This is a genomic window from Tatumella sp. JGM130 (assembly GCF_018257525.1).
Classification (GTDB): Bacteria; Pseudomonadota; Gammaproteobacteria; order Enterobacterales; family Enterobacteriaceae; genus Tatumella; species Tatumella punctata.
This window is the reverse complement of sequence record NZ_JAERJS010000001.1, coordinates 117,051-138,896: the sequence shown is the minus strand read 5'-3', so window position 1 is coordinate 138,896 and position 21,846 is coordinate 117,051. Positions and strand designations below refer to the sequence as shown.

The 21,846-nt window shown below is 50.8% G+C and carries 16 protein-coding genes; 8 read left to right on the top strand and 8 right to left on the bottom strand.

All coding sequences use genetic code 11. The features are described from left to right. Positions 1-56 precede the first annotated feature (56 nt). The gene (locus tag JK211_RS00570) at positions 57-899 is read left to right on the top strand and encodes an N-acetylmuramoyl-L-alanine amidase (protein ID WP_249212912.1); all 843 of its coding nucleotides are present in this window, start codon (positions 57-59) and stop codon (positions 897-899) included. On the opposite strand, the gene ltaE is transcribed toward JK211_RS00570, so the two are convergent. The 3 genes from ltaE to cspD all read right to left on the bottom strand — a co-directional run bounded on the left by ltaE (position 900) and on the right by cspD (position 4,270). Then, positions 900-1,922 (bottom strand): low-specificity L-threonine aldolase, encoded by a 1,023-nt coding sequence (gene ltaE / locus JK211_RS00565; protein ID WP_212706719.1) that lies wholly within the window; start codon positions 1,920-1,922, stop codon positions 900-902. Positions 1,923-2,000: 78 nt separating this feature from the next. After that, on the bottom strand, positions 2,001-3,722 hold the full coding sequence (poxB, locus tag JK211_RS00560) for a ubiquinone-dependent pyruvate dehydrogenase (protein WP_212706718.1): 1,722 nt from the start codon (positions 3,720-3,722) through the stop codon (positions 2,001-2,003). Between the two features lie 320 nt (positions 3,723-4,042). Continuing rightward, on the bottom strand, positions 4,043-4,270 hold the full coding sequence (gene cspD / locus JK211_RS00555; protein ID WP_212706717.1) for a cold shock domain-containing protein CspD: 228 nt from the start codon (positions 4,268-4,270) through the stop codon (positions 4,043-4,045). Between the two features lie 306 nt (positions 4,271-4,576). On the opposite strand from cspD, the gene clpS reads away from it, so the two are divergent. Both clpS and clpA read left to right on the top strand, forming a co-directional pair. After that, positions 4,577-4,900, top strand: coding sequence for an ATP-dependent Clp protease adapter ClpS (gene clpS / locus JK211_RS00550; protein WP_212706716.1), 324 nt, complete (start codon positions 4,577-4,579; stop codon positions 4,898-4,900). Positions 4,901-4,953: 53 nt separating this feature from the next. Then, on the top strand, positions 4,954-7,236 hold the full coding sequence (gene clpA / locus JK211_RS00545) for an ATP-dependent Clp protease ATP-binding subunit ClpA (RefSeq protein ID WP_212706715.1): 2,283 nt from the start codon (positions 4,954-4,956) through the stop codon (positions 7,234-7,236). A gap of 86 nt (positions 7,237-7,322) precedes the next feature. On the opposite strand, the gene infA is transcribed toward clpA, so the two are convergent. From infA to trxB, 5 genes are all read right to left on the bottom strand, one after another. After that, a complete protein-coding gene (gene infA / locus JK211_RS00540; RefSeq protein WP_002211347.1) occupies positions 7,323-7,541 on the bottom strand; it encodes a translation initiation factor IF-1 in 219 nt (72 codons plus the stop codon). 341 nt (positions 7,542-7,882) lie between these two features. Next, the gene (gene aat, locus JK211_RS00535; protein WP_212706714.1) at positions 7,883-8,581 is read right to left on the bottom strand and encodes a leucyl/phenylalanyl-tRNA--protein transferase; all 699 of its coding nucleotides are present in this window, start codon (positions 8,579-8,581) and stop codon (positions 7,883-7,885) included. 10 nt (positions 8,582-8,591) lie between these two features. Beyond that, a complete protein-coding gene (gene cydC, locus JK211_RS00530) occupies positions 8,592-10,322 on the bottom strand; it encodes a cysteine/glutathione ABC transporter ATP-binding protein/permease CydC (protein ID WP_212706713.1) in 1,731 nt (576 codons plus the stop codon). After that, positions 10,319-12,091: a cysteine/glutathione ABC transporter permease/ATP-binding protein CydD gene (gene cydD, locus JK211_RS00525; RefSeq protein ID WP_212706712.1), complete on the bottom strand. Its 1,773-nt coding sequence runs from the start codon at positions 12,089-12,091 to the stop codon at positions 10,319-10,321. Before cydD ends, cydC begins: the two co-directional genes overlap by 4 nt. 146 nt (positions 12,092-12,237) lie before the next feature. Continuing rightward, positions 12,238-13,191, bottom strand: coding sequence for a thioredoxin-disulfide reductase (gene trxB / locus JK211_RS00520; RefSeq protein ID WP_212706711.1), 954 nt, complete (start codon positions 13,189-13,191; stop codon positions 12,238-12,240). 510 nt (positions 13,192-13,701) lie between these two features. Between trxB and lrp the strand changes: the two genes are divergently transcribed. The 5 genes from lrp (at position 13,702) to serS (ending at position 21,376) form a co-directional block, all read left to right on the top strand. Then, a complete protein-coding gene (gene lrp, locus JK211_RS00515) occupies positions 13,702-14,196 on the top strand; it encodes a leucine-responsive transcriptional regulator Lrp (RefSeq protein ID WP_038019770.1) in 495 nt (164 codons plus the stop codon). Positions 14,197-14,311: 115 nt separating this feature from the next. Then, positions 14,312-17,848 carry a DNA translocase FtsK 4TM domain-containing protein gene (locus JK211_RS00510; protein ID WP_212706710.1) on the top strand — a complete coding sequence of 1,179 codons (3,537 nt, stop codon included), beginning with the start codon at positions 14,312-14,314 and terminating at the stop codon, positions 17,846-17,848. A gap of 177 nt (positions 17,849-18,025) precedes the next feature. Beyond that, positions 18,026-18,637: an outer membrane lipoprotein chaperone LolA gene (lolA, locus tag JK211_RS00505; RefSeq protein ID WP_212706709.1), complete on the top strand. Its 612-nt coding sequence runs from the start codon at positions 18,026-18,028 to the stop codon at positions 18,635-18,637. A 7-nt stretch (positions 18,638-18,644) separates the two neighbouring features. Next, positions 18,645-19,988, top strand: coding sequence for a replication-associated recombination protein A (locus JK211_RS00500; RefSeq protein WP_212706797.1), 1,344 nt, complete (start codon positions 18,645-18,647; stop codon positions 19,986-19,988). A 95-nt stretch (positions 19,989-20,083) separates the two neighbouring features. Continuing rightward, positions 20,084-21,376 (top strand): serine--tRNA ligase, encoded by a 1,293-nt coding sequence (gene serS, locus JK211_RS00495; protein ID WP_212706708.1) that lies wholly within the window; start codon positions 20,084-20,086, stop codon positions 21,374-21,376. The last annotated feature ends 470 nt before the right edge of the window (positions 21,377-21,846 follow it).

Sequence of the window (21,846 nt, the reverse complement as noted above, 5' to 3'; positions counted from 1 at the left end):
ATTGAAATACAGCAGAAAGTACGGTGCCGGTGTTGAATATTTTTGCGGGGTAACTTATGAAATGTGTAACAGATATTCGCCCGCGAAGCTATCTCTTATGGCTGGCGATATTGCTTAGCGGATGCCACTCGCCGCCTATTGAACAACGTCAGGGCTACAGTGTTGACCACCAGATAACGGCGGCAGGACAACAGCCACGGGTACAGATGGCTGTTATTCATTATACGGCAGAAGATAATGCCCGTTCTTTAGATATTCTCTCCCGGGGTAAGGTCAGTGCACATTATCTGATCCCGGAGATGGCCGCACGGCAGCAGATAAACGCCGACAGTTATCAGCTGGTACCGGAAACACAGGTTGCATGGCACGCGGGCAACAGCCGCTGGCGGGGCCTGTCTCATCTGAATAATATTTCAATCGGTATTGAACTGGTTAACCAGGGGTATTACCGAACCCCGGCAGGTTACCGCTGTGATGCTTATTCACCCCGGCAGATTGCGGTGCTGACAGCATTGCTGCAGGATATTATCGCCCGCTATGCCCTGCGACCGCAGAATATTGTCGGCCATAGTGATATTGCACCGCTGCGTAAACAAGACCCCGGTCCCTGCTTTCCGTGGGAAAAACTGGCAAAAGCCGGGGTGGGGGCATGGCCTGACAGCCAGAGTGTCCGTTTCTGGCTGGCAGGCCGGCAGCCGAGACAGCCTGCCGACCAGCGTGTTCTGCTGGGGTTGTTAAACCGTTATGGTTACCAGAGCGGAGATACGCTCTCTGCCTCTCAGCGTCAGATGCTGATTAAGGCTTTCCAGATGCACTTCAGGCCATCGCTGATCTCAGGCCTGGCGGATGCACAAACTGAGGCTATCGCACGGGCTTTGTTACAAAAATATGGCGAATAATTATCCGGCTGAACCGTCTGGTAACTGGCGGAGAAACGCTTTCCAGGCCGAGATTACCTGTTGTAACGCTTCGCGGCGGGTTTCGATATGGGTGACCAGCCGGGTACGTGGTGAAAAACTGATGCGGATGGCGTGCTGATCCATCCACTGTTGTAACGGAAGGACCATGCTCTCTGGCAGCCGGATAAACAGCATATTCGTGTGCTGGCTTTCTACTTCAACCCCCAGCTCAGTCAGCTGCTGTGCCAGCCAGCAGGCGTTATCATGGTCTTCAGCCAGCCTGTCGATATTATGGTCCAGTGCGTAAATCCCCGCAGCTGCCAGTATTCCGGCCTGACGCATGCCGCCCCCGGTCATTTTTCGCCAGCGGCAGGCTTCTTCGATAAACTCATGGCTGCCACACAATAAAGACCCGACAGGTGCGGCCAGCCCCTTTGATAAGCATATGGACAGGCTGTCACAATATCGGCTCAGGCCCTCCAGAGGCTGACCCGTGGCGACTGCCGCATTAAATATACGGGCACCATCAATATGCAATGCCAGCTGCTGTTGCCGGGAAAAATCATACACTTCTTTCAGCCAGGGCAAGGGTAATGCTTTGCCCTGATGTGTATTTTCGATACTGATCAGCCGTGTGCGGGCAAAATGGATATCACGGGGTTTGATGGCTTGACGTATCTCGTCAAGTGGCAGTGTACCATCCTCGCAGGCGGTCACTGGCTGGGGTTGTATGCTGCCCAGAACAGCAGCACCGCCGGCTTCATATTTATAATTGTGGGCCTGTTGTCCGGCAATATATTCATCACCACGCTGGCAATGGCTGAGCAAGGCAGCCAGGTTGGCCTGGGTACCGGAAGGAAAAAATAATGCGGCCTGTTTACCGCTTAATGCTGCTGCTTTTTCCTGTAGTGCATTGACGCTAGGATCATCACCATACACATCGTCCCCGGTGGGTGCAGACATCATTTTACGTAACATCTCCGTACCCGGCCGGGTAACGGTATCACTTCGTAAATCAATCACTGGCTACTCCGCAGTTGCTGAAAAGGTGCCCGGCAGCGGGCAGAAACAGCAGCCACTGTCAGCGGCTGCTGTTCACTTTTATCGTAACCAGTTGGTTTTTGCCAGATCTATAATTTCATCGCCGCGGCCGTTAATAATAGCCCGCAACATATACAGACTGAATCCTTTCGCCTGTTCCAGTTTTACTTTCGGCGGCATAACCAGCTCTTCCCGCGCTGTAGTGACATCTACCAACACGGGGCCGGGATGATCAAAAGCCCGGCGTAATGCATCACTCAGTTCTGAGGCTTTTTCAACATGGATCCCTTTAATATTACAGGCTGCAGCTATGGCAGCAAAATCAGGGTTCTCCAGTTCAGTACCTTCTGTCAGAAAGCCGCCAGCCTTCATTTCCATGGCGACAAATCCGAGGACACTGTTGTTGAAAATAATCAGTTTTACCGGCAGGTTATGCTGAGCAATAGATAATAAATCGCCCATCAGCATAGCAAAACCACCGTCACCGCAGAGCGCAACGACCTGTCGCCCGGAGTCAGCGGCCTGTGCCCCGATAGCCTGTGGCATGGCATTTGCCATTGAGCCATGATTAAAGGATCCCAGTAAACGGCGTTTACCGTTCATTTTCAGATACCTGGCCGCCCAGACAGTCGGCGTGCCGACATCACAGGTAAAGATGGCATCGTCACTGGCCAGTTCACTGATCTGCTCTGCCAGATACTGGGGATGGATGGCCTGTTTATCATTAGGAATGGCCAGTTCATCAAGGGCTTTGCGTGAGTCCTGGTAGTTGACTACCGCATTGTCGAGGTGCTTACGGTTTCGCTTCTCATCCAGACGTGGCAACAGTAACTGCAAGGTTGCTTTTACTTCACCGACCAGAGGTAAATCAACATGGCAATGGGCTCCCAGACTGCCGGCTGAAATATCCAGCTGAATCACGTTGGCCGCGGACGGATAAAATGCCCGGTACGGGAAGCGGGTACCCAGCATCAGTAAGGTATCGGCATTTTTCATTGCGTGATAACCGGAGGAAAATCCGATAAATCCGGTCATACCGACATCATAAGGATTATCGTATTCGAGGTATTCTTTGCCCCGTAAGGCATGAACGATCGGCGCTTTAAGTCGCCCGGCGAGTTCAATCACCTCATGACGGGCACCGGCACAGCCGCTGCCACATAACAGAGTGATGTTTTTTGACCGGTTAAGTATTTCTGCCAGGGTATTGAGTTGCAGCAGGGAAGGTACAGTCACAGGCAGTGCCGGAGGATACCACTCAGCAACCGCATTTTCCGGGGCGGCGGACAAGGCGATATCTCCGGGGAGCACAATGACCGAAACTCCGCGATCCAGAATCGCCTTACGCATTGCTATTGCCAGTACCAGCGGCAGTTGTTCAGGGTTAGAGATCATTTCACAATAATGGCTGCATTCTTTAAATAATTCCCCGGGATGAGTCTCCTGGAAATAGTTACTGCCAATTTCACTCGAGGGAATATGGGCTGCGATAGCCAGCACCGGAGTATTATTACGGTGACAATCAAACAGACCATTAATCAGATGTAAATTTCCGGGGCCACAGGAACCGGCACATACGGCAAGCTGACCGGTGATCATCGCTTCGGCGCCGGCCGCAAAAGCGGCGGCTTCTTCATGACGGGTGGACATCCATTCAATGGTTTTCAGGTTGTTCAGGCTGTCATTGATACCGTTCAGTGAGTCTCCAGTGACTCCCCAGATACGTTTTACACCGGCAAGCTCCAGACTTTTAACAATAAATGAGGCAACAGTACTTTTCATTTCAACCCCCGAAATGGTGTGTGCAGTAACAGCAGAGACAATTTTTCAGCAGAAATAATGAACAAAAGTGTAGCGCATATCATGCACATCAGTGGCCGACAGCACGTATTTATCCGGTCACGGGGCTGTCAGGAGCTTACCGTCGAATACCGGATACCGGCGCCGGCGGGGGGGAATGTTGGCGAAAAAAGCTGTGCAATCAATACCGTTATGAGTACGAAAAAAACCGGACAGGGTACGGGGATGAATGGAATGCTTTGCAACACAGACACTGCCTGAATTTAACGCACTGTGCGGGACAGTTTGCACAGCCCATAGGATTATGACAGATTAGCCTCAGATTCACTGATAGGGATAATCAGGCTTGCCTGGTTACCTTTCGCGCCTGTGCTGGCATTAAAATTCACTTTCTGTCCTGCTTTCAGTGTCTTATATCCTTCCATCTGAATGGTGGAGTAGTGTGCAAAAATATCTTCGCCCCCTGCATCCGGGCAAATAAAACCAAATCCTTTGGCATTGTTAAACCACTTTACAAAACCTGTTTCCATGTGACGATGCCTCTTACCTGAAGTGCAAAATTAAATGAAGATGGCTGTGGGCAGGATAGCCACCTGATGAAAAAACAGACAATACGTTAACTGTGACTATCCCTTTACCGCGAAATATCGTCAAGAAATTCAGCCGCAACAGCAGTGATAATTACTCAAACTTTGAAGCAGTTAACGCTATAGCATCCTGATCCGGCCCGCGGTTTATATTCATCAGTATGGTTGCGGGCTGCGCATCGTTTTTAGGGCATGGTAGACTTAACTGATAGATCTTACGCAGAGTAATGAATAATTCAGTGGAATATTATGGCGAACACTAATGACTGGCTTAATTTTGAACAACTTGCTGACGATAAGACCCGTGAAGAACTGAAGCCACCGTCACTGTATAAGGTTATTTTGAACAATGACGATTATACACCTATGGAATTTGTTATTGACGTACTGCAAAAGTTCTTTTCTTATGATACTGAACGCGCAACGCAGTTGATGCTGGCGGTGCATTATGAAGGAAAAGCCGTTTGCGGAGTGTTTACTGCCGAAGTAGCAGAAACAAAAGTCGTCAGAGTGAACCAATACGCAAGAGAAAATGAACATCCTTTGCTATGCACTCTGGAAAAAGCTGATTAAGCCTCCATATCTGCAGGTATATATCAGAGCGTTAATTGAGGGGGAGGTGCCTTATGCTCAACCAGGAACTGGAACTCAGTTTAAATATGGCTTTCGCCAGAGCGCGGGAGCACCACCATGAGTTTATGACCGTGGAGCATCTGTTACTGGCGCTTATCAGTAACCCGTCGGCACGCGAGGCCCTTGAAGCCTGTTCGGTGGACTTGCTGGTGCTTCGTCAGGAACTTGAAACCTTTATTGAGAAAACCACACCGGTATTACCGGAGACCGGGGATGAACGGGATACCCAGCCAACCCTGAGTTTCCAGCGTGTTTTACAGCGCGCCGTCTTCCATGTGCAGTCATCCGGCCGCAGCGAAGTGAATGGTGCCAACGTACTGGTGGCTATTTTTAGCGAACAGGAGTCTCAGGCGGCTTATCTGTTACGTAAGCATGAAGTCAGCCGACTGGATGTTGTGAATTTTATTTCTCATGGCACCCGTAAAGACGAAACTGACAGTTCGCCGGATACGGAACACCAGGCCACAAACGAAGAACAGAGTGCAGGCGGGGAGGAACGTATGGAAAACTTCACCACCAATCTGAATCAGCTGGCCCGGGTGGGCGGCATCGATCCGCTGATCGGCCGCGATAAAGAACTGGAGCGGGCAATTCAGGTCCTGTGTCGTCGCCGTAAAAATAATCCGCTGCTGGTGGGCGAATCCGGGGTGGGTAAAACGGCTATTGCTGAAGGACTGGCCTGGCGAATTGAACAGGGTGATGTGCCGGAAGTCATGAAAGACTGTACCCTGTATTCGCTGGATATCGGTTCTTTGCTGGCCGGAACCAAGTATCGTGGTGATTTCGAAAAACGTTTTAAAGCGCTGCTGAAACAATTAGAGCAGGATGAGCACAGTATTCTGTTTATTGATGAAATCCATACCATCATCGGTGCGGGAGCTGCTTCCGGAGGGCAGGTCGATGCAGCAAACCTGATTAAACCGCTATTATCCAGTGGCAAAATCCGGGTGATGGGTTCGACAACTTATCAGGAGTTCAGCTCAATTTTTGAAAAAGACCGTGCTCTGGCTCGTCGTTTCCAGAAAATTGATATCACAGAACCTTCGGCCGAAGAAACTGTTCAGATTATTAACGGCCTGAAAGCAAAATATGAAGCACACCACGATGTCCGCTATACGGCTAAAGCGGTACGGGCCGCCGTTGAGCTGGCGGTGAAATATATTAATGATCGCCATCTGCCGGATAAAGCCATTGATGTGATTGATGAAGCCGGGGCCCGTGCGCGTTTAGTTCCCCAGAGTAAACGTAAAAAAACGATCAATGTGCAGGATATCGAATCTGTTGTCGCACGTATTGCCCGAATCCCGGAACAAAGCGTCTCGGCGACAGACAAAGATACGCTGCGTCAGCTGGAATCCCGGCTGAAAATGCTGGTGTTTGGTCAGAATAACGCAATTGATGCCTTGTCCGAAGCCATCAAAATGAGTCGCGCCGGACTGGGGCATGATCATAAGCCTGTGGGGTCTTTCCTGTTTGCCGGGCCGACCGGGGTTGGTAAAACCGAGGTGACTGTACAACTGGCAAAAGCGCTGGGAATTGAACTGTTGCGTTTTGATATGTCTGAATATATGGAACGTCATACGGTCAGCCGGTTGATCGGCGCGCCTCCGGGATATGTCGGTTATGACCAGGGCGGATTACTGACCGATGCCGTGATCAAGCATCCTCATTCGGTGGTATTGCTGGATGAAATCGAAAAGGCACATCCGGATGTGTTTAACCTGTTATTACAGGTCATGGATGACGGGACGCTGACGGATAACAATGGCCGTAAAGCAGACTTCCGTAATGTAGTGCTGGTGATGACGACCAATGCCGGGGTCCGCGAAACTGAGCGTAAATCTATAGGGCTTATTCATCAGGACAATAGCACCGATGCTATGGAAGAGATTAAAAAGACCTTTACGCCGGAATTCCGCAACCGTCTGGATAATATTATCTGGTTTGATCATTTATCCAGTGAGGTGATTCATCAGGTGGTGGATAAATTTATTGTCGAATTACAGGCTCAGCTGGATCAGAAAGGAGTTTCGCTGGAAGTGAGCGATGAAGCCCGGGACTGGCTGGCAGAAAAAGGCTATGACAAAGCAATGGGTGCCCGACCAATGGCCCGTACGGTGCAGGAAAACCTGAAAAAACCGCTGGCGAATGAATTACTGTTCGGATCATTAACAGAGGGCGGGGCGGTGACAGTGGCGCTGGATAAAACCAGCAACACATTAACCTATCACTTCGAAAGTGCGGAAAAGCGTAAGGCAGCAGGAACAGTACATTGATGCCGTAGTGACTGACAGTAAAACAGAAGGCCGGAGTTTCCGGCCTTTTTTTATGCCGCTATTTCAGGCAAAAAATTTACTGAATATTAGCGACTACGGAAGACAATGCGACCCTTGCTCAGATCATAAGGAGTCAGTTCAACAGTGACTTTATCGCCGGTCAGAATGCGGATATAGTTTTTACGCATTTTGCCAGAGATATGAGCGGTAACCACGTGACCGTTTTCAAGCTCAACGCGGAACATGGTGTTAGGCAACGTATCCAGTACGGTACCCTGCATTTCAATATTGTCTTCTTTGGCCATCGAATCCTCTGAATGGACTAGCTAAATTTAAATCGGCAAGATAATGCCGAATTATGGTATCTAAGTAAAGAATTGTTGGTGCTTTTACCAACAGTTCGTTATGCGTCATGTAAAAACATGCACATTGTCCGGAAATTAGGGTGTTGTGACGTCAATTATGGAAACAGCCACAGGCAGCGGAATAGCAAGTCGGGGAAAACCTTCCTTGTTGTTCTTTTGTACCCGGCAGGCTTAATTTCCAGCCGCTTTTGAGAGAGTAGTTTCGAAAAAGCTAACGACATAACAAGCACACGCAGTCTATCACTTTTCCTGCGGAATGTATGCAAAACATTACACCCCGGTCAAATCAGCTCATCCGGATACCAGCAACCGGCAGAAAGACTGCATTTCTGCAGCTGTTCAATCATTTGCAGATAGTCGCGGCGCGGAATTTGCCGGGCACCCAGCGAAGCAGTATGCGGGTTAAGGATTTGGCAATCAATCAGTCTGCCGCCATGGGCCAGGAAGTGCCGGCAGAACAACATTAAGGCGGTTTTAGATGCATTTTCTGCGCGACTGAACATGGATTCGGCACAAAATAACTGGCCTGATGCCAGCCCATATAATCCGCCGGCCAGTTGTTGCCCGGACCAGACCTCGACAGAGTGAGCCACCCCGAGACTGAACAGTGTTAACCAGGCACTGATCACATCATCAGTGATCCAGCAGCCATCAGTCCGGCCAGTCGCACAGCCGCGGATCACCCCTTCAAAATCCTGATCTACTGTCACCCGATAGGGTGAGTGCCGGTGAAAGCGTCTCATACTGCGGCTGAGGTGAAACTCTTCCGGATATAAAACTGCCCGCGGATCCGGCGACCACCATAAAATGGGGTCATGTTCGGAGAACCACGGAAAAATACCCTGCCGGTAAGCACTCTGCATTCTCTGCGGGCTGAGATCTCCGCCAAAAGCCAGCAGCCCCTCCGGTTCTCTGAGTGCGGTCGACGGGGCAGGGAATAACAAGGAATTCTGCTGCAATTGTGGTAAATGAAATGTCATGATTCTCTGCTCACTGATCCCTCAGACGCTGGCTGAATTGCCAGTAACGCCCCCGGTGCTCCAGTAATTGCCGGTGATGACCCTGTTCAATGATTCTGCCGTCCTCCAGTACGCAGATGCGGTCCATTTCTGTCAGCCCGCTCAGGCGGTGTGTGACCATAATCAGCGTTTTATCGCGGGTAACCTGTCGGAGTAAGTGCAGAATTTGTTGCTCAGTTGTGGCATCAAGCCCCTCGGTTGGCTCATCCAGTAACCAGAGTTCCCCCTGATGCAGCATCGCCCGGGCAATAGCTAAACGGCGCAATTCGCCCCCGGAGAGGGTTCTGCCGCCTTCGCCCATCCAGCCGTTCAGGCCTTCACCCTCCAGCAGGCTATGCAGCCCGGTCTGTTGTAATACCTCTGTCAGATCACTGTCACTGCTGTGCGGGGACGCCAGCAGCAAATTATCCCGTAAGGTCTGATTAAATAAAGCCACACGCTGTGTAACTACGCTGGTACGCTGGCGAAGAGTGGCTTCATCCCATTCTGTCAGTGGCAGATTATTGAAACTGATCCCGCCTTTATCCGGGTCAGCTGCACGGGTGAGCAATTGCAACAGCGTAGACTTCCCACATCCAGTCAATCCGAGTAAGGCTATTTTCTCACCGGAATCCACTTTCAGGCTCAGATCGTTAAGTACCCATTGCCCCTGACCCGGATAGCGGAAACCCAGGTCAGTGACCTGTATGGATATCTGGCCTGGCGTGGCCGGTGACGCTTCAGGAAAGACCACTGCCGGAGCTTGTTGTAACAATTCGCTTAAACGGCTGGCGGAAAGTATTACCCGCGAAATATGCAGAAAAGACGAGGCGACCGGGCCGAGAGATTCAAAAGCAGCCAGGACACAAAAGACAAACAAAGCCAGTAGTGTCGGGTTATTGTCAGGTCCGCTCAGCCATTCGCCCCCCAGCCAGAGTACAATACAGACACTGATCCCGGTAATGATCATCAGCACACTCTGAGACGCGGCGGTTAATGCATGCTGGCGTTGCTGGGCCGCGATTAATTGCTGGCCGGTTGCAGACAATTGCTGTTGCCAGCTTTTCTGATGCTGGTAAATTTTAAGTTCAGCCATGCTGCTCAGCCAGCGGGTCAGCTGTAGCCGGTATTCTGCATTCAGGGCGGTCAGATCGTGGCCTGAAGATTTCCCCAGCCGGTAAAACAGCGGCGGCAGGATCAGCAGGGTAAGCAGCATAATCCCTCCTGTCACCAGTGCCAGTGACAGGCTGAGAAAGCTGAGACCGGTGGTCACCGCAACGATGACGCACAGAGCCCCGATCAGCGGTGACAGAACACGCAGATAAAGATGGTCCAGATTATCGACATCAGCGACAAAGCGGTTCAGTAAGTCTCCCTGGCGAAACGTTGCCAGGCCGGCAGGGGAGAGGGGGAAAAGTTTACTGAAAGTGTAGACCCGCAGGTGTTGCAGTACGCGGAATGTACCGTCATGGCTGACTAACCGCTCAAAATAACGGGCTGCGGTACGGATAATCGCCGCACCACGTACCCCTGCGGCCGGCAGCATATAGTTGAAACTGTACAGACCGGCAGTACCTGCCACCGCTGAGGCCGCAAGGAACCAGCCCGACAGTGTCAGCAGACTGATACTGGCCAGCAGGGTAAGGATCGCCAGTATCACCCCGAGAGTCAGCTGTAACCAGTGGCGTTGCCATAAACGCAGAAAAGGCAGTAACGTTTTCATGACTGTAACTCCTTGCTGCGATGCTGCAACATGTCGCGAAAAGCACCCGGTGTGGCGGCCAGTTCCTGCCAGCGACCACGCTGGATTATCTGACCGCGGCCCATTACCCAGATCTCATCCCAGTCCTGCAAGCCCTGAGGCTGATGGGTGATCATCAGGGTTGTTTGCTGTAAAGAGGCTTGTTGTAACGCCCGCATAACTTGCTGTTCACTGCGGCTGTCCAGGCTGGCTGCGGGTTCATCCAACAGCATCAGGCTGGCGGGTAACAGTAATGCCCTCGCGACGGCGATACGTTGCGCCTGTCCGACGGATAAACCACTGGCATTATCACCGATAGCCGTTTCAGCCCCCTGCGGTAACTGACGGATAAAGTCATGGATACCTGCAGAATGCAGTGCCTGCTGAAATTGTTTATCGTCACAGGCCCGGCCGAAAGTAATGTTTTCGCGGAGGGTTGTTTCCGGCAGAACCGGATTTTGTCCAACCCAGGCGATATTTTTCTGCCAGTACTCCGTGTCCGTATCGCGTAATTCGCTGCCATTAATCGTCAGTGATCCGGTATAAGGTAAAAAACCAAGCAAGGCATTCATCAGGGATGTTTTACCGGCACCACTGGTCCCGAGCAGAGCAACTCTTTTCCCTGCGGCGAGGGTAAAATTCAGGGGCTCCGTCAGGGGCTGGCCGCTGGCAGTGGTGACGACCATATTGGTGGCCACCAGTGCCACCGCGCCTTGCCATTGCGGGCGCAGTGATTCAGTCGCGGTGCTTTTCTGCGGGCTTTGCCGGAGAAATGCTTCAAGCACATCAGCAGCGCCAACTGCCTGTGCTTTAGCATGATAAAAGTTGCCAAGATCGCGTAATGGCTGGAAAAACTCAGGAGCCAGTATTAATACCAGGAATCCGGCAAACAGGGTGACACCGCGATGATAATCGCCGAAATGCAGCACACCAAGATAGGAAAACCCGAAATAAACCGCCACCACCGCGATAGAAATGGCTGCGAAAAATTCCAGTACAGCAGAAGATAAAAATGCCATCCGCAGGACTTCCATCGTCCGCTGGCGGAATTGCTCAGAGCTGTCGGCGATGGCTTGTTGTTCTGCCTGCCCCCGGTGAAAAAGGCGCAGTGTATCCAGACCACGCAGACGGTCCAGAAAATCACCGCTGAGACGGGCAAGGGCATGAAAATTTCTGCGGTTAGCTTCTGCCGCGCCCATTCCGACCATCGCCATAAACAGGGGGATCAGCGGCGCAGTACAAAACAGAATTAAGGCGGCGGCCCAGTTAACCGGGGCCAGCACGATCAGAATCATCAGCGGAATTAAGGCAGCCAGTGACATCTGTGGCAGATAACGGGCGTAGTAATCCTGCATATTTTCGATCTGTTCCTGCAGCAGGGTCGTCCAGCTGCCCGTGGGGCGCGTTTTAACCCATACCGGCCCGCAGCTTTCCAGCCGGTCGATAATTTGCTGGCGAATAGCCTGCCGGATTGCCATACCTGCCCGGAATCCAAAAAGTTCGCGAAAGTAATGTAACAGAGCGCGCAACACAAAACAGCCGGCAAGGACCAGCAGCAACGGCAGTGTGTTTACGGGAATCTGCTGTTTCAGGATGAAGTTTTCCAGCAGGAGTGCCAGTAAACCGGCCTGGACAATAATCAGTACGGCACTGAAGACCCCGCTGATAACCGAAAGACGCAGCCAGCGGCCACCGTAATGTCTTTGTTGTTTTAGCCAGCGAAGTAAAAACTGTTGTCGGGATTTATTCATTGGATTCTGCTAAGTGAGAGTCAGCTACCGGCGGTGATAATTAATATCCCCTTGAAAAGTACCGGTACTCTAGCATGGCAGACAGCAAAAAGGCGACAGTTTCACCGTCGCCTTTGTCATAAGAATAGCGTAACTATAATGAATGGTTATTCTGCCAGACCATCCAGATACCGCTCTGCATCCAGGGCTGCCATACATCCGGTTCCGGCAGAGGTAATGGCCTGACGGTAGGTATGGTCCATAACGTCTCCGGCGGCGAATACACCGGGAATGCTGGTCTGAGTGGCATTGCCGTTCAGACCGGACTGCACAACAATATATCCATTATTCAGTTCAAGTTGATCGGCAAAAATAGCGGTGTTCGGGCTGTGTCCGATAGCGATAAATACCCCGGCGACGTCGATCTGTTCAGCGTCAGTACTGCCATCGGTAGGCATCAGGCGAGCTCCGGTAACACCCATATCATCACCGGTTACGGCATCCAGAGTGCGGTTTGTATGTAAAACGATATTGCCGCTGGCGACTTTTTCCATCAACCGGTTAATCAGGATCTTTTCTGCGCGGAAAGTGTCGCGGCGGTGAATCAGGTGTACTTCTGAAGCGATATTCGACAGGTACAGGGCTTCTTCTACAGCGGTGTTCCCGCCACCGACCACGGCGACTTTTTGCTGACGATAGAAAAATCCGTCACAGGTTGCACAGGCTGATACACCCTTACCTTTGAACTCTTCTTCGGAAGGCAAGCCGATATAACGGGCCGACGCTCCTGTCGCAATAATCAGTGCATCGGCAGTATATTCACCGCTATCGCCGATCAGACGGAAGGGACGGTTTTTCAGATCGACAGTATGAATATGATCAAACACGATTTCTGTATCGAACTTGACAGCATGCTCGTGCATACGTTCCATCAGCGCCGGACCCGTCAGCCCCTCAGGGTCACCAGGCCAGTTTTCGACGTCAGTCGTGGTGGTCAGCTGTCCGCCTTTTTCCACACCGGTGATCAGTACAGGTTTCAGGTTAGCGCGCGCAGCATAAACCGCTGCGGTGTAACCCGCAGGCCCGGAACCCAGGATAAGTAATTTACTGTGTTTGGCCATGCTTTATTTCCTCAATAAATAGCCCGCAGGCAAATAATTCTGTGATTGTAGGCAAAGTGACGATTGAAAAAAAGAGTTCCGCGGATGAGATTACTTATTATTGCAAACGTTAAAAGTAATCGTTAATCAGCAAAAGCAGGGTTATGAGGTAATTTTGCCGTGTTCTGACAGATAAAATAGCCCAAAACAGCCTCTTCAAAACATGACAAACGGCAGGTTACGGAATGATGTACTGAAATTGTATGTTTTACTTTGACAATCGCCTGCTGTTTTGCGAAAACATGGGGGGAAGCAAATCATGTTCAGTGAATACAGACCGCGCGAGTGTTGGTCCGAAACACTGAATATATACACCTGAATAGAATTTAGCGCCTTTCAGCGTGGACAGACAGTGAAAGGTGCTGAAAACACGAATACAGCAGGTAGTTGCTTTACCATAATTCATGCCCTGAATCATGAAACGATTAACGGGCAGGTAGTCTTAGGGAAGGAAAAAGAGAGACAATAATAATGACAGACAACAAGAAACGCCCTGGCAAAGATTTGGATCGCATTGACAGAAACATTCTGAACGAGCTGCAAAAAGATGGCCGTATTTCGAATGTTGAGCTTTCAAAACGTGTCGGGTTATCACCTACGCCATGCCTTGAGCGGGTTCGCCGCCTCGAACGCCAGGGTTTTATTCTGGGTTATACGGCGTTACTCAATCCACATTATCTGGATGCTTCGTTACTGGTTTTTGTTGAGATAACTCTGAATCGCGGGGCGCCTGATGTTTTTGAGCAGTTTAATGCTGCGGTACAAAAACTTGAGGAAACTCAGGAGTGTCACCTGGTATCCGGCGATTTTGATTATCTGCTGAAAACCCGTGTTCCCGATATGTCGGCATACCGTAAATTACTCGGTGAAACCTTGCTACGCTTGCCGGGTGTGAACGATACCCGTACCTATGTGGTGATGGAAGAAGTAAAACAGAGCAACCGTCTGGTGATTAAAACTCGCTAAATCAGGCAGGTGCAAAAGCGTTAGCAATTAGGTACACTCCTGTGAATTCATACAGGGACAGTGCTAATACCGGTGCTGTTCCTCTCTTTAGTTGACAGGCACCTGGAGAGTTCACTTGAGCCAGGAATATACAGAAGACAAAGAAGTATCTCTTACCCCGCTGAGTAGCGGGCGGCGGCTGCTGGAAGCTTTACTTATTCTGGTAGCTCTTTTTGCTGTTTATCTGATGGTGTCGCTGGTCAGTTTCAATCCCTCTGACCCCAGCTGGTCTCAGACTGCCTGGCACGAACCAATTCATAACCTTGGCGGCAGCCCCGGCGCATGGCTTGCGGATACCCTGTTATTTGTTTTCGGGGTAATGGCGTATGCTATTCCGCTGGTGATCCTTGGCCTGTGCTGGATAACCTTTCGCCACCGCAACTATGAAGACTACATTGATTATTTTGCTATCGGTTTACGCCTGATAGGGGTGCTGGCTTTAGTGGTCACTACCTGTGGTCTGGCGGCGATAAATGCAGATGATATCTGGTATTTTGCTTCCGGGGGGGTTATTGGCAGCCTGGTCAGCAGTGCGATGGCGCCATATTTAAATCAGGCCACAGGTACCCTGGTGCTGTTGTGTGTCTGGGCGGCAGGTATCACCCTGTATACCGGCTGGTCATGGCTGACGATTGCGGAAAAAATTGGTGGCGCGGTAATGTCAGTACTGACCTTTGCCAGCAACCGTTCCCGCGGTGATGAATACGGGGATGATGAAGATGATGCTGAGGTGTTTGAGCAGGGGCCGGCGGCAATAAAAAAACCGGCAACAGTGCCGCCAGGGGACGTTGTTGCAGACCCGTTACTGCGTAACAAGCAGCCTGCGTCAGCAGCATCATTTTCGGAAGTTCATCCTGCTGCTGAAGCTACGGATGAAGATAATGATCCGTTATTCAGTTCACTGGCAACAAACAGCCATACAAAAAACGATGATCCTTTGTTTAGTATGCCTGTGACACTGGGCAGTGAGGATGACAATGATCCGCTGTTTAGTCCGTCACGCTGGTCTTCACCGTCTGAATCTGTAGAGCACAGAGACGCTGTTATGCCTGCTGAACCGCTGGTTCCTGAAACAAACGAGGGTGCTGCTACACAGAAACATCCATCCCCGTCCCGGCCGGAGCCTGCTGTTGCACGTCAGGCGTATACTGCGCCGACAGACAGTATAACAACAGCACCACTGCCACCGCGTTATCACTTTGACGTCCCTGAATCTGTCGTCGTTCCTGATGCTGTGGCTGTGACCGCCGCGCGGGCTGAGTCAGTAACAGCTGCTGTGCATGAACAACCCGTTGCTGCTGCAACTGCTGCGACAGTGGTCAAACCTGCGGGACAGTCACCGTTTGCAGTCGCTGCCAGTATGGGAAAATTATCCTCTCAGACAGCGGTTGCAGATAAAACCCGTGACAACAATCCGCAGGTAAAAAAAGGGATTGGCGGGCCTGAGTTGCCACGACCAAATCCGGTGCGTTTACCCACCCGCCGTGAAATGGCGTCTTATGGAATTAAACTGCCCTCACAGCGGATGGCAGAAGAAAAAGCACGCGAAGCGGAAAAAGCGCATACAGGCGGCTTTGATGCCTCCTGTACGGATGAGGAAGCTGCTGCATTTGAACAGGCAGAATTAGGTCAGGCATTCGCAAAACAACAAACTGAGCGTTATGGCCATACAGATGACGATGATGCGACTCAGGATGAAGATATGTTGCAACAGGCAGCACTGGCCCGTCAGTTTGCCGAGCATCAGCAGCAGCGTTACCGGGATGTTCCCGCACCAACGCCTGCCGGGCCGGAGCCGTCGGTAGCATCAGTATCCGCTGAAACATTATCTGCATTCGACTTTTCGCCGATGAAAGACCTGGTCGATGAGGGGCCCGGTGAACCTTTGTTCACTATCGCCCCTGCGACTGAACCAGAACCGGAAGTCCCCGCAGCTGCACCTGAAATGCCCGTGTCAGCACCTGTGGATTCGCACAGTCCGAATTTGTCTGCTGCCCGTCCGGCGGTGACCCCGCAGCCAGCAGAAACCACTGCTGTTCAGGGAGCACAACCGGCAGCCAGCAGCCAGCAGCAAAGCCTGTTCCATCCGTTCCTGGTTCGTCATGAACAGCCGCTGGAAAAACCATCCACACCGCTGCCAACGCTGGATTTACTGACGCCTCCTCCGTCGGAGGAAGAACCGGTCGATATGTTCGCCCTTGAGCAGACAGGTAAACTGGTCGAAGCACGGCTGGGCGATTTTCGTGTGAAAGCGGAAGTGGTTGGCATTTCTCCCGGACCGGTGATCACCCGCTTTGAGCTGGACCTGGCGCCGGGGGTGAAAGCTGCCAGAATTTCTAATTTGTCGCGGGATCTTGCGCGTTCTTTATCGGCGGTAGCGGTGCGTATTGTTGAAGTTATCCCCGGCAAACCTTATGTCGGTCTGGAGTTACCGAACAAACATCGTCAAACCGTTTATTTGCGTGAAGTGCTGGACTGTGCAAAATTCCGGGATAATCCGTCACCGTTAGCGGTCGTACTGGGTAAAGATATTGCCGGGCAGCCGGTGGTGGCTGATCTGGCAAAAATGCCCCATTTGCTGGTGGCCGGTACTACAGGGTCAGGTAAGTCAGTTGGTGTAAATGCGATGATCATCAGTATGCTATACAAAGCAACACCTGATGAAGTTCGTTTTATTATGATCGACCCTAAAATGCTGGAACTCTCAGTGTATGAAGGTATACCTCATTTGCTGACAGAAGTGGTTACCGATATGAAAGATGCAGCCAATGCGTTGCGCTGGAGTGTCGGAGAAATGGAACGCCGTTATAAACTGATGTCCGCGCTGGGAGTACGTAACCTGGCAGGTTATAACGAGAAAGTAGAGCAGGCTGAAGCCATGGGGCGTCCGATTCCTGATCCGTTCTGGAAACCGGGAGACAGTATGGACACGACGCCACCGGTCCTGGAAAAACTGCCTTACATTGTGGTTCTGGTGGATGAGTTTGCCGACCTGATGATGGCCGTAGGTAAAAAAGTTGAAGAACTGATTGCCCGCCTGGCTCAGAAAGCACGTGCCGCAGGAATACATCTGGTGCTGGCAACCCAGCGACCGTCGGTGGATGTTATTACCGGTCTGATTAAAGCTAATATTCCAACCCGTATTGCGTTTACCGTATCCAGTAAAATAGATTCAAGAACCATTCTTGATCAGGCTGGCGCTGAATCTCTGCTCGGGATGGGCGATATGTTGTATATGCCACCGAACTCATCGATGCCGGTGCGTGTCCACGGTGCCTTTGTTCGTGATCAGGAAGTTCATGCAGTGGTGCAGGACTGGAAAGCCCGTGGTCGCCCTCAGTATATTGACAGTATTACGGCGGGTGATGAGAGTGAGAGTGGCTCCGGCGGCGGTGATAATAATGGTGAAGAACTTGACCCGTTATTTGACCAGGCGGTCGGATTTGTAGTGGAAAAACGCCGGGCCTCTATTTCCGGGGTCCAGCGTCAGTTCCGTATTGGTTATAACCGTGCTGCCCGTATTATTGAGCAGATGGAGGCTCAGGGAATTGTCTCTGAGCCTGGTCATAACGGTAACCGTGAGGTTCTGGCACCTCCGCCCCATGAAATGTAATTCACCGGGATATTAGCTAACCAGCAATGGGCCAGAGTTTTCTGGCCCATTGCTTATCTGCTGTACCATCTCCATAGTGTGGCTAACAGCTTTCAGTTTTTTCTCCTGTCGGAATCATATGACAGTGGCTAGGGTAATAATGCCTGATCGGAATAACAGAATAAGGAAGAAGATGAAATGATAAAATATCTGCTTGCTACAGGTGCCGTAACCTTGCTGATGTCAGCCAGTGTGCTGGCAGATGATGCTGCCGGATTACAGGCCCGGCTGAATAAAGTCAGCAGTTTTCATGCCGCGTTTAGCCAGAAGGTCACGGATGGTTCCGGTAATAATGTCCAGGATGGTGCCGGTGAATTGTGGGTTAAGCGTCCCAGCCTGTTTAACTGGCATATGACAGCCCCTGATGAAAGTACCATTATCTCCGACGGTAAAACGTTATGGTTTTATAACCCGTTTGTTGAACAGGTGACGGCCAGCTGGCTGAAAAACGCCACCAGTAATACCCCGTTTATGCTGATTGCCCGTAATCAGTCATCGGACTGGAAAAATTACAATGTCAGCCAGCAGGGGGATAATTTTGAACTGACACCGAAAAACAACAACAGTAATCTGAAGCAGTTCACCATAAATGTCGCGCCTGACGGGACTATCCGGCAATTCAGCGCCGTTGAACAGGACGGGCAGCGCACCAGCTATCAGCTGAAAAACCAGCAAAATGGTGCAATAAGCCCTGACAAATTTACATTTACTCCGCCAAAAGGCGTTACGCTGGATGACCAGCGTCAGTGAGGTGACAGTGGATACTCTTTCCCTGGATTTTTCTGCCAGTGAATTTCAACCTCTGGCCGCGCGGATGCGGCCACAGACACTGGCAGAGTATAGCGGTCAGCAGCATTTGCTGGCGGCGGGGAAGCCTTTACCCCGCGCCATCGAAGCTGGCCATCTGCATTCGATGATCCTGTGGGGGCCACCAGGGACCGGCAAGACGACCCTGGCCGAAATTATCGCCCGTTACGCGGATGCCAGTGTGGAACGGATATCGGCGGTAACCTCCGGGGTAAAAGAGATTCGCGAAGCGATTGAAAGGGCCAGACAGAGCCGGCAAACAGGTCGCAGGACGATTTTATTTGTTGATGAAGTTCACCGTTTCAATAAAAGTCAGCAGGATGCCTTTCTGCCCCATATTGAAGACGGCACCATTACTTTTATCGGGGCAACGACCGAAAACCCTTCCTTTGAGCTTAATTCAGCACTGTTGTCACGGGCACGGGTATATTTACTGAAGTCTCTGACCGCAGAAGATATTGAACAGGTTATCAGCCATGCCATGGAAGATAGCCGCCGCGGGCTGGGGGGACAGAACATTGTACTGCCGCGGGAAACTCGACGGATGATTGCGGAACTGGTTAACGGGGATGCCCGCAGAGCCCTGAATACCATAGAAATGATGTCTGATATGGCTGAACCGGATGCACAGGGGCAACGTCTGCTGACGGCTGAGTTACTGACTGAAGTTGCCGGTGAGCGATCGGCCCGCTTCGATAATAAGGGCGATCGTTTTTATGATCTTATTTCTGCTCTGCATAAATCGGTACGGGGTTCGGCTCCGGATGCAGCTTTGTACTGGTATGCGCGGATTATTACTGCAGGGGGCGACCCCCTCTACGTTGCCAGGCGCTTGCTGGCAATAGCGTCAGAAGATGTCGGTAATGCTGATCCCAGAGGGATGCAGGTGGCGTTAGCGGCATGGGATTGCTTTACCAGGGTAGGGCCGGCAGAAGGTGAACGGGCAATAGCGCAGGCGACTGTTTATCTGGCCTGTGCTCCGAAAAGTAATGCCGTCTATAGTGCGTTTAATGCCGCCATGCGTGCTGCCAGAGAACATCCTGATTATGATGTTCCCGAACATTTACGTAATGCGCCGACCAGGCTGATGAAAGAGATGGGGCTGGGCAAAGAGTATCGCTACGCACATAATGAACCTAATGCCTATGCCGCCGGAGAAAATTACTTTCCTCCTGAAATGGCAGGTTCGCACTATTATTCACCAGTTGAGCGCGGATTTGAGACTAAAATCGCAGAAAAGCTGGCATGGCTGGCCGAACAGGACCAAAATAGCCCGACAAAACGCTACCGCTGACAAAAACATTGCGGTAAGGTGAGTAGCAACATTATGTCGTTTTGTTGGAAACATCCAACGAATATTCAATCCATTAACTCATACACAGGATTAGCATGCTCGATCCCAATCTGCTGCGTAATGAGCCAGACGCAGTTGCAGAAAAACTGGCACGCCGGGGATTTACTCTGGATGTTGAAATGTTACGTTCTCTGGAGGAACGTCGTAAAGTACTGCAGGTAGAAACAGAGAACCTTCAGGCTGAACGCAATTCACGATCCAAATCCATCGGTCAGGCCAAGGCGCGTGGGGAAGATATCGAGCCATTGCGTAAGGAAGTGAATGAACTGGGTGAGCGTCTGGATACAGCGAAAGCTGAGCTGGAGGCGCTTCAGACCGAAATTCGTGATTTCTGTCTGGTATTACCGAACCTGCCTGCCGAAGCTGTACCTCAGGGGAAAGATGACAGTGATAACCAGGAAGTCAGCCGCTGGGGAACACCGGCGACCTTTGATTTCACCGTCCGGGATCATGTAGACCTGGGTGAACTGGCTGGCGGGATGGATTTCGCCTCTGCAGTTAAACTGACCGGATCCCGGTTTGTGGTGATGCAAGGGCAGATTGCCCGTATGCACCGCGCATTAAGTCAGTTTATGCTGGATTTGCATACCAGCCAGCATGGATATACAGAAATGTATGTGCCTTATCTGGTTAACCATGACTCATTATATGGTACCGGTCAGTTGCCCAAATTCGGTAATGACTTGTTTCATACCCGTCCGCTTGAAGAAGAAGCTGACAGCAGCAGTTATGCATTGATTCCGACGGCAGAAGTTCCGTTAACTAATCTGGTGCGTAATGAAATCATCGATGAAGATGCGCTGCCGATTAAAATGACTGCGCATACTCCGTGTTTCCGTGCTGAAGCCGGATCTTATGGCCGCGACACCCGTGGGTTAATCCGTATGCACCAGTTCGATAAAGTTGAAATGGTGCAGATAGTGGCTCCTGAAAATTCAATGCAGGCACTGGAAGAACTGACTGGGCACGCAGAAAAAGTATTGCAATTACTGAACCTCCCTTACCGGAAAATGCTGCTCTGTACCGGTGATATGGGCTTCGGGGCCAGCAAAACTTATGACCTTGAAGTCTGGTTACCGGCACAGAATACCTATCGTGAAATTTCTTCCTGTTCCAACATGATGGACTTCCAGGCCCGCCGTATGCAGGCACGCTGCCGGAGCAAAAATGATAAAAAGACCCGTTTATTACATACCCTGAATGGGTCCGGGCTGGCTGTGGGCCGTACTCTGGTCGCGGTGCTGGAAAATTATCAGCAGGCTGATGGGCGAATTCAGGTACCCGGGGTACTGCGCCCTTATATGAATAATCTGGAATTTATCGGCTAATGCCGTATTCTCTGAAAAAAACCTGCCGGTATTTAGTGGCAGGTTTTTTTTTATCTCTCCTCTTAGCCTGAACAGGACAAAGACTGCCTGGCTGATGAAGACCAACCTGTCGGGCCGGATTATTAGTTAGCAGGCGCTGTTGTCTTATTCATGTTGATAAAAACACCGGGAACTAATAACAATGTGATATTATTAGCTGCCTGACCCTGACAGGGTGTCCGGCCTGCCGTGGGAAATATTTAATTTTTATTTATCATATGGATATGCGATTAAGTGACCGGTTTATAGTTACCTATAGTCGTGATACCTTAGCGAGATAATTAATAATTATAATATATTAAGTGAGGGTAAAAAGACTGTCCTCCATATCTGAATGTTTTAACCTATCAATTACCATTCCCTTATTTTTGGTGTTTTATATCGGAATTCTCCGAAGTATAGAAACATAAAACCTTTAATCTTAACGTTTG

Excerpts from the sequence above, each read along its gene's own strand:
- trxB (WP_212706711.1), bottom strand. The coding sequence starts at position 13,191 with ATGGCCAAACACAGTAAATTACTTATCCTGGGTTCCGGGCCTGCGGGT.
- poxB (WP_212706718.1), bottom strand. The coding sequence starts at position 3,722 with ATGAAAAGTACTGTTGCCTCATTTATTGTTAAAAGTCTGGAGCTTGCC.
- clpA (WP_212706715.1), top strand. The coding sequence starts at position 4,954 with ATGCTCAACCAGGAACTGGAACTCAGTTTAAATATGGCTTTCGCCAGA.
- JK211_RS00570 (WP_249212912.1), top strand. The coding sequence starts at position 57 with ATGAAATGTGTAACAGATATTCGCCCGCGAAGCTATCTCTTATGGCTG.
- aat (WP_212706714.1), bottom strand. The coding sequence starts at position 8,581 with ATGACATTTCATTTACCACAATTGCAGCAGAATTCCTTGTTATTCCCT.
- serS (WP_212706708.1), top strand. The coding sequence starts at position 20,084 with ATGCTCGATCCCAATCTGCTGCGTAATGAGCCAGACGCAGTTGCAGAA.
- infA (WP_002211347.1), bottom strand. The coding sequence starts at position 7,541 with ATGGCCAAAGAAGACAATATTGAAATGCAGGGTACCGTACTGGATACG.
- cydC (WP_212706713.1), bottom strand. The coding sequence starts at position 10,322 with ATGAAAACGTTACTGCCTTTTCTGCGTTTATGGCAACGCCACTGGTTA.
- clpS (WP_212706716.1), top strand. The coding sequence starts at position 4,577 with ATGGCGAACACTAATGACTGGCTTAATTTTGAACAACTTGCTGACGAT.
- lolA (WP_212706709.1), top strand. The coding sequence starts at position 18,026 with ATGATAAAATATCTGCTTGCTACAGGTGCCGTAACCTTGCTGATGTCA.
- cydD (WP_212706712.1), bottom strand. The coding sequence starts at position 12,091 with ATGAATAAATCCCGACAACAGTTTTTACTTCGCTGGCTAAAACAACAA.
- lrp (WP_038019770.1), top strand. The coding sequence starts at position 13,702 with ATGACAGACAACAAGAAACGCCCTGGCAAAGATTTGGATCGCATTGAC.
- cspD (WP_212706717.1), bottom strand. The coding sequence starts at position 4,270 with ATGGAAACAGGTTTTGTAAAGTGGTTTAACAATGCCAAAGGATTTGGT.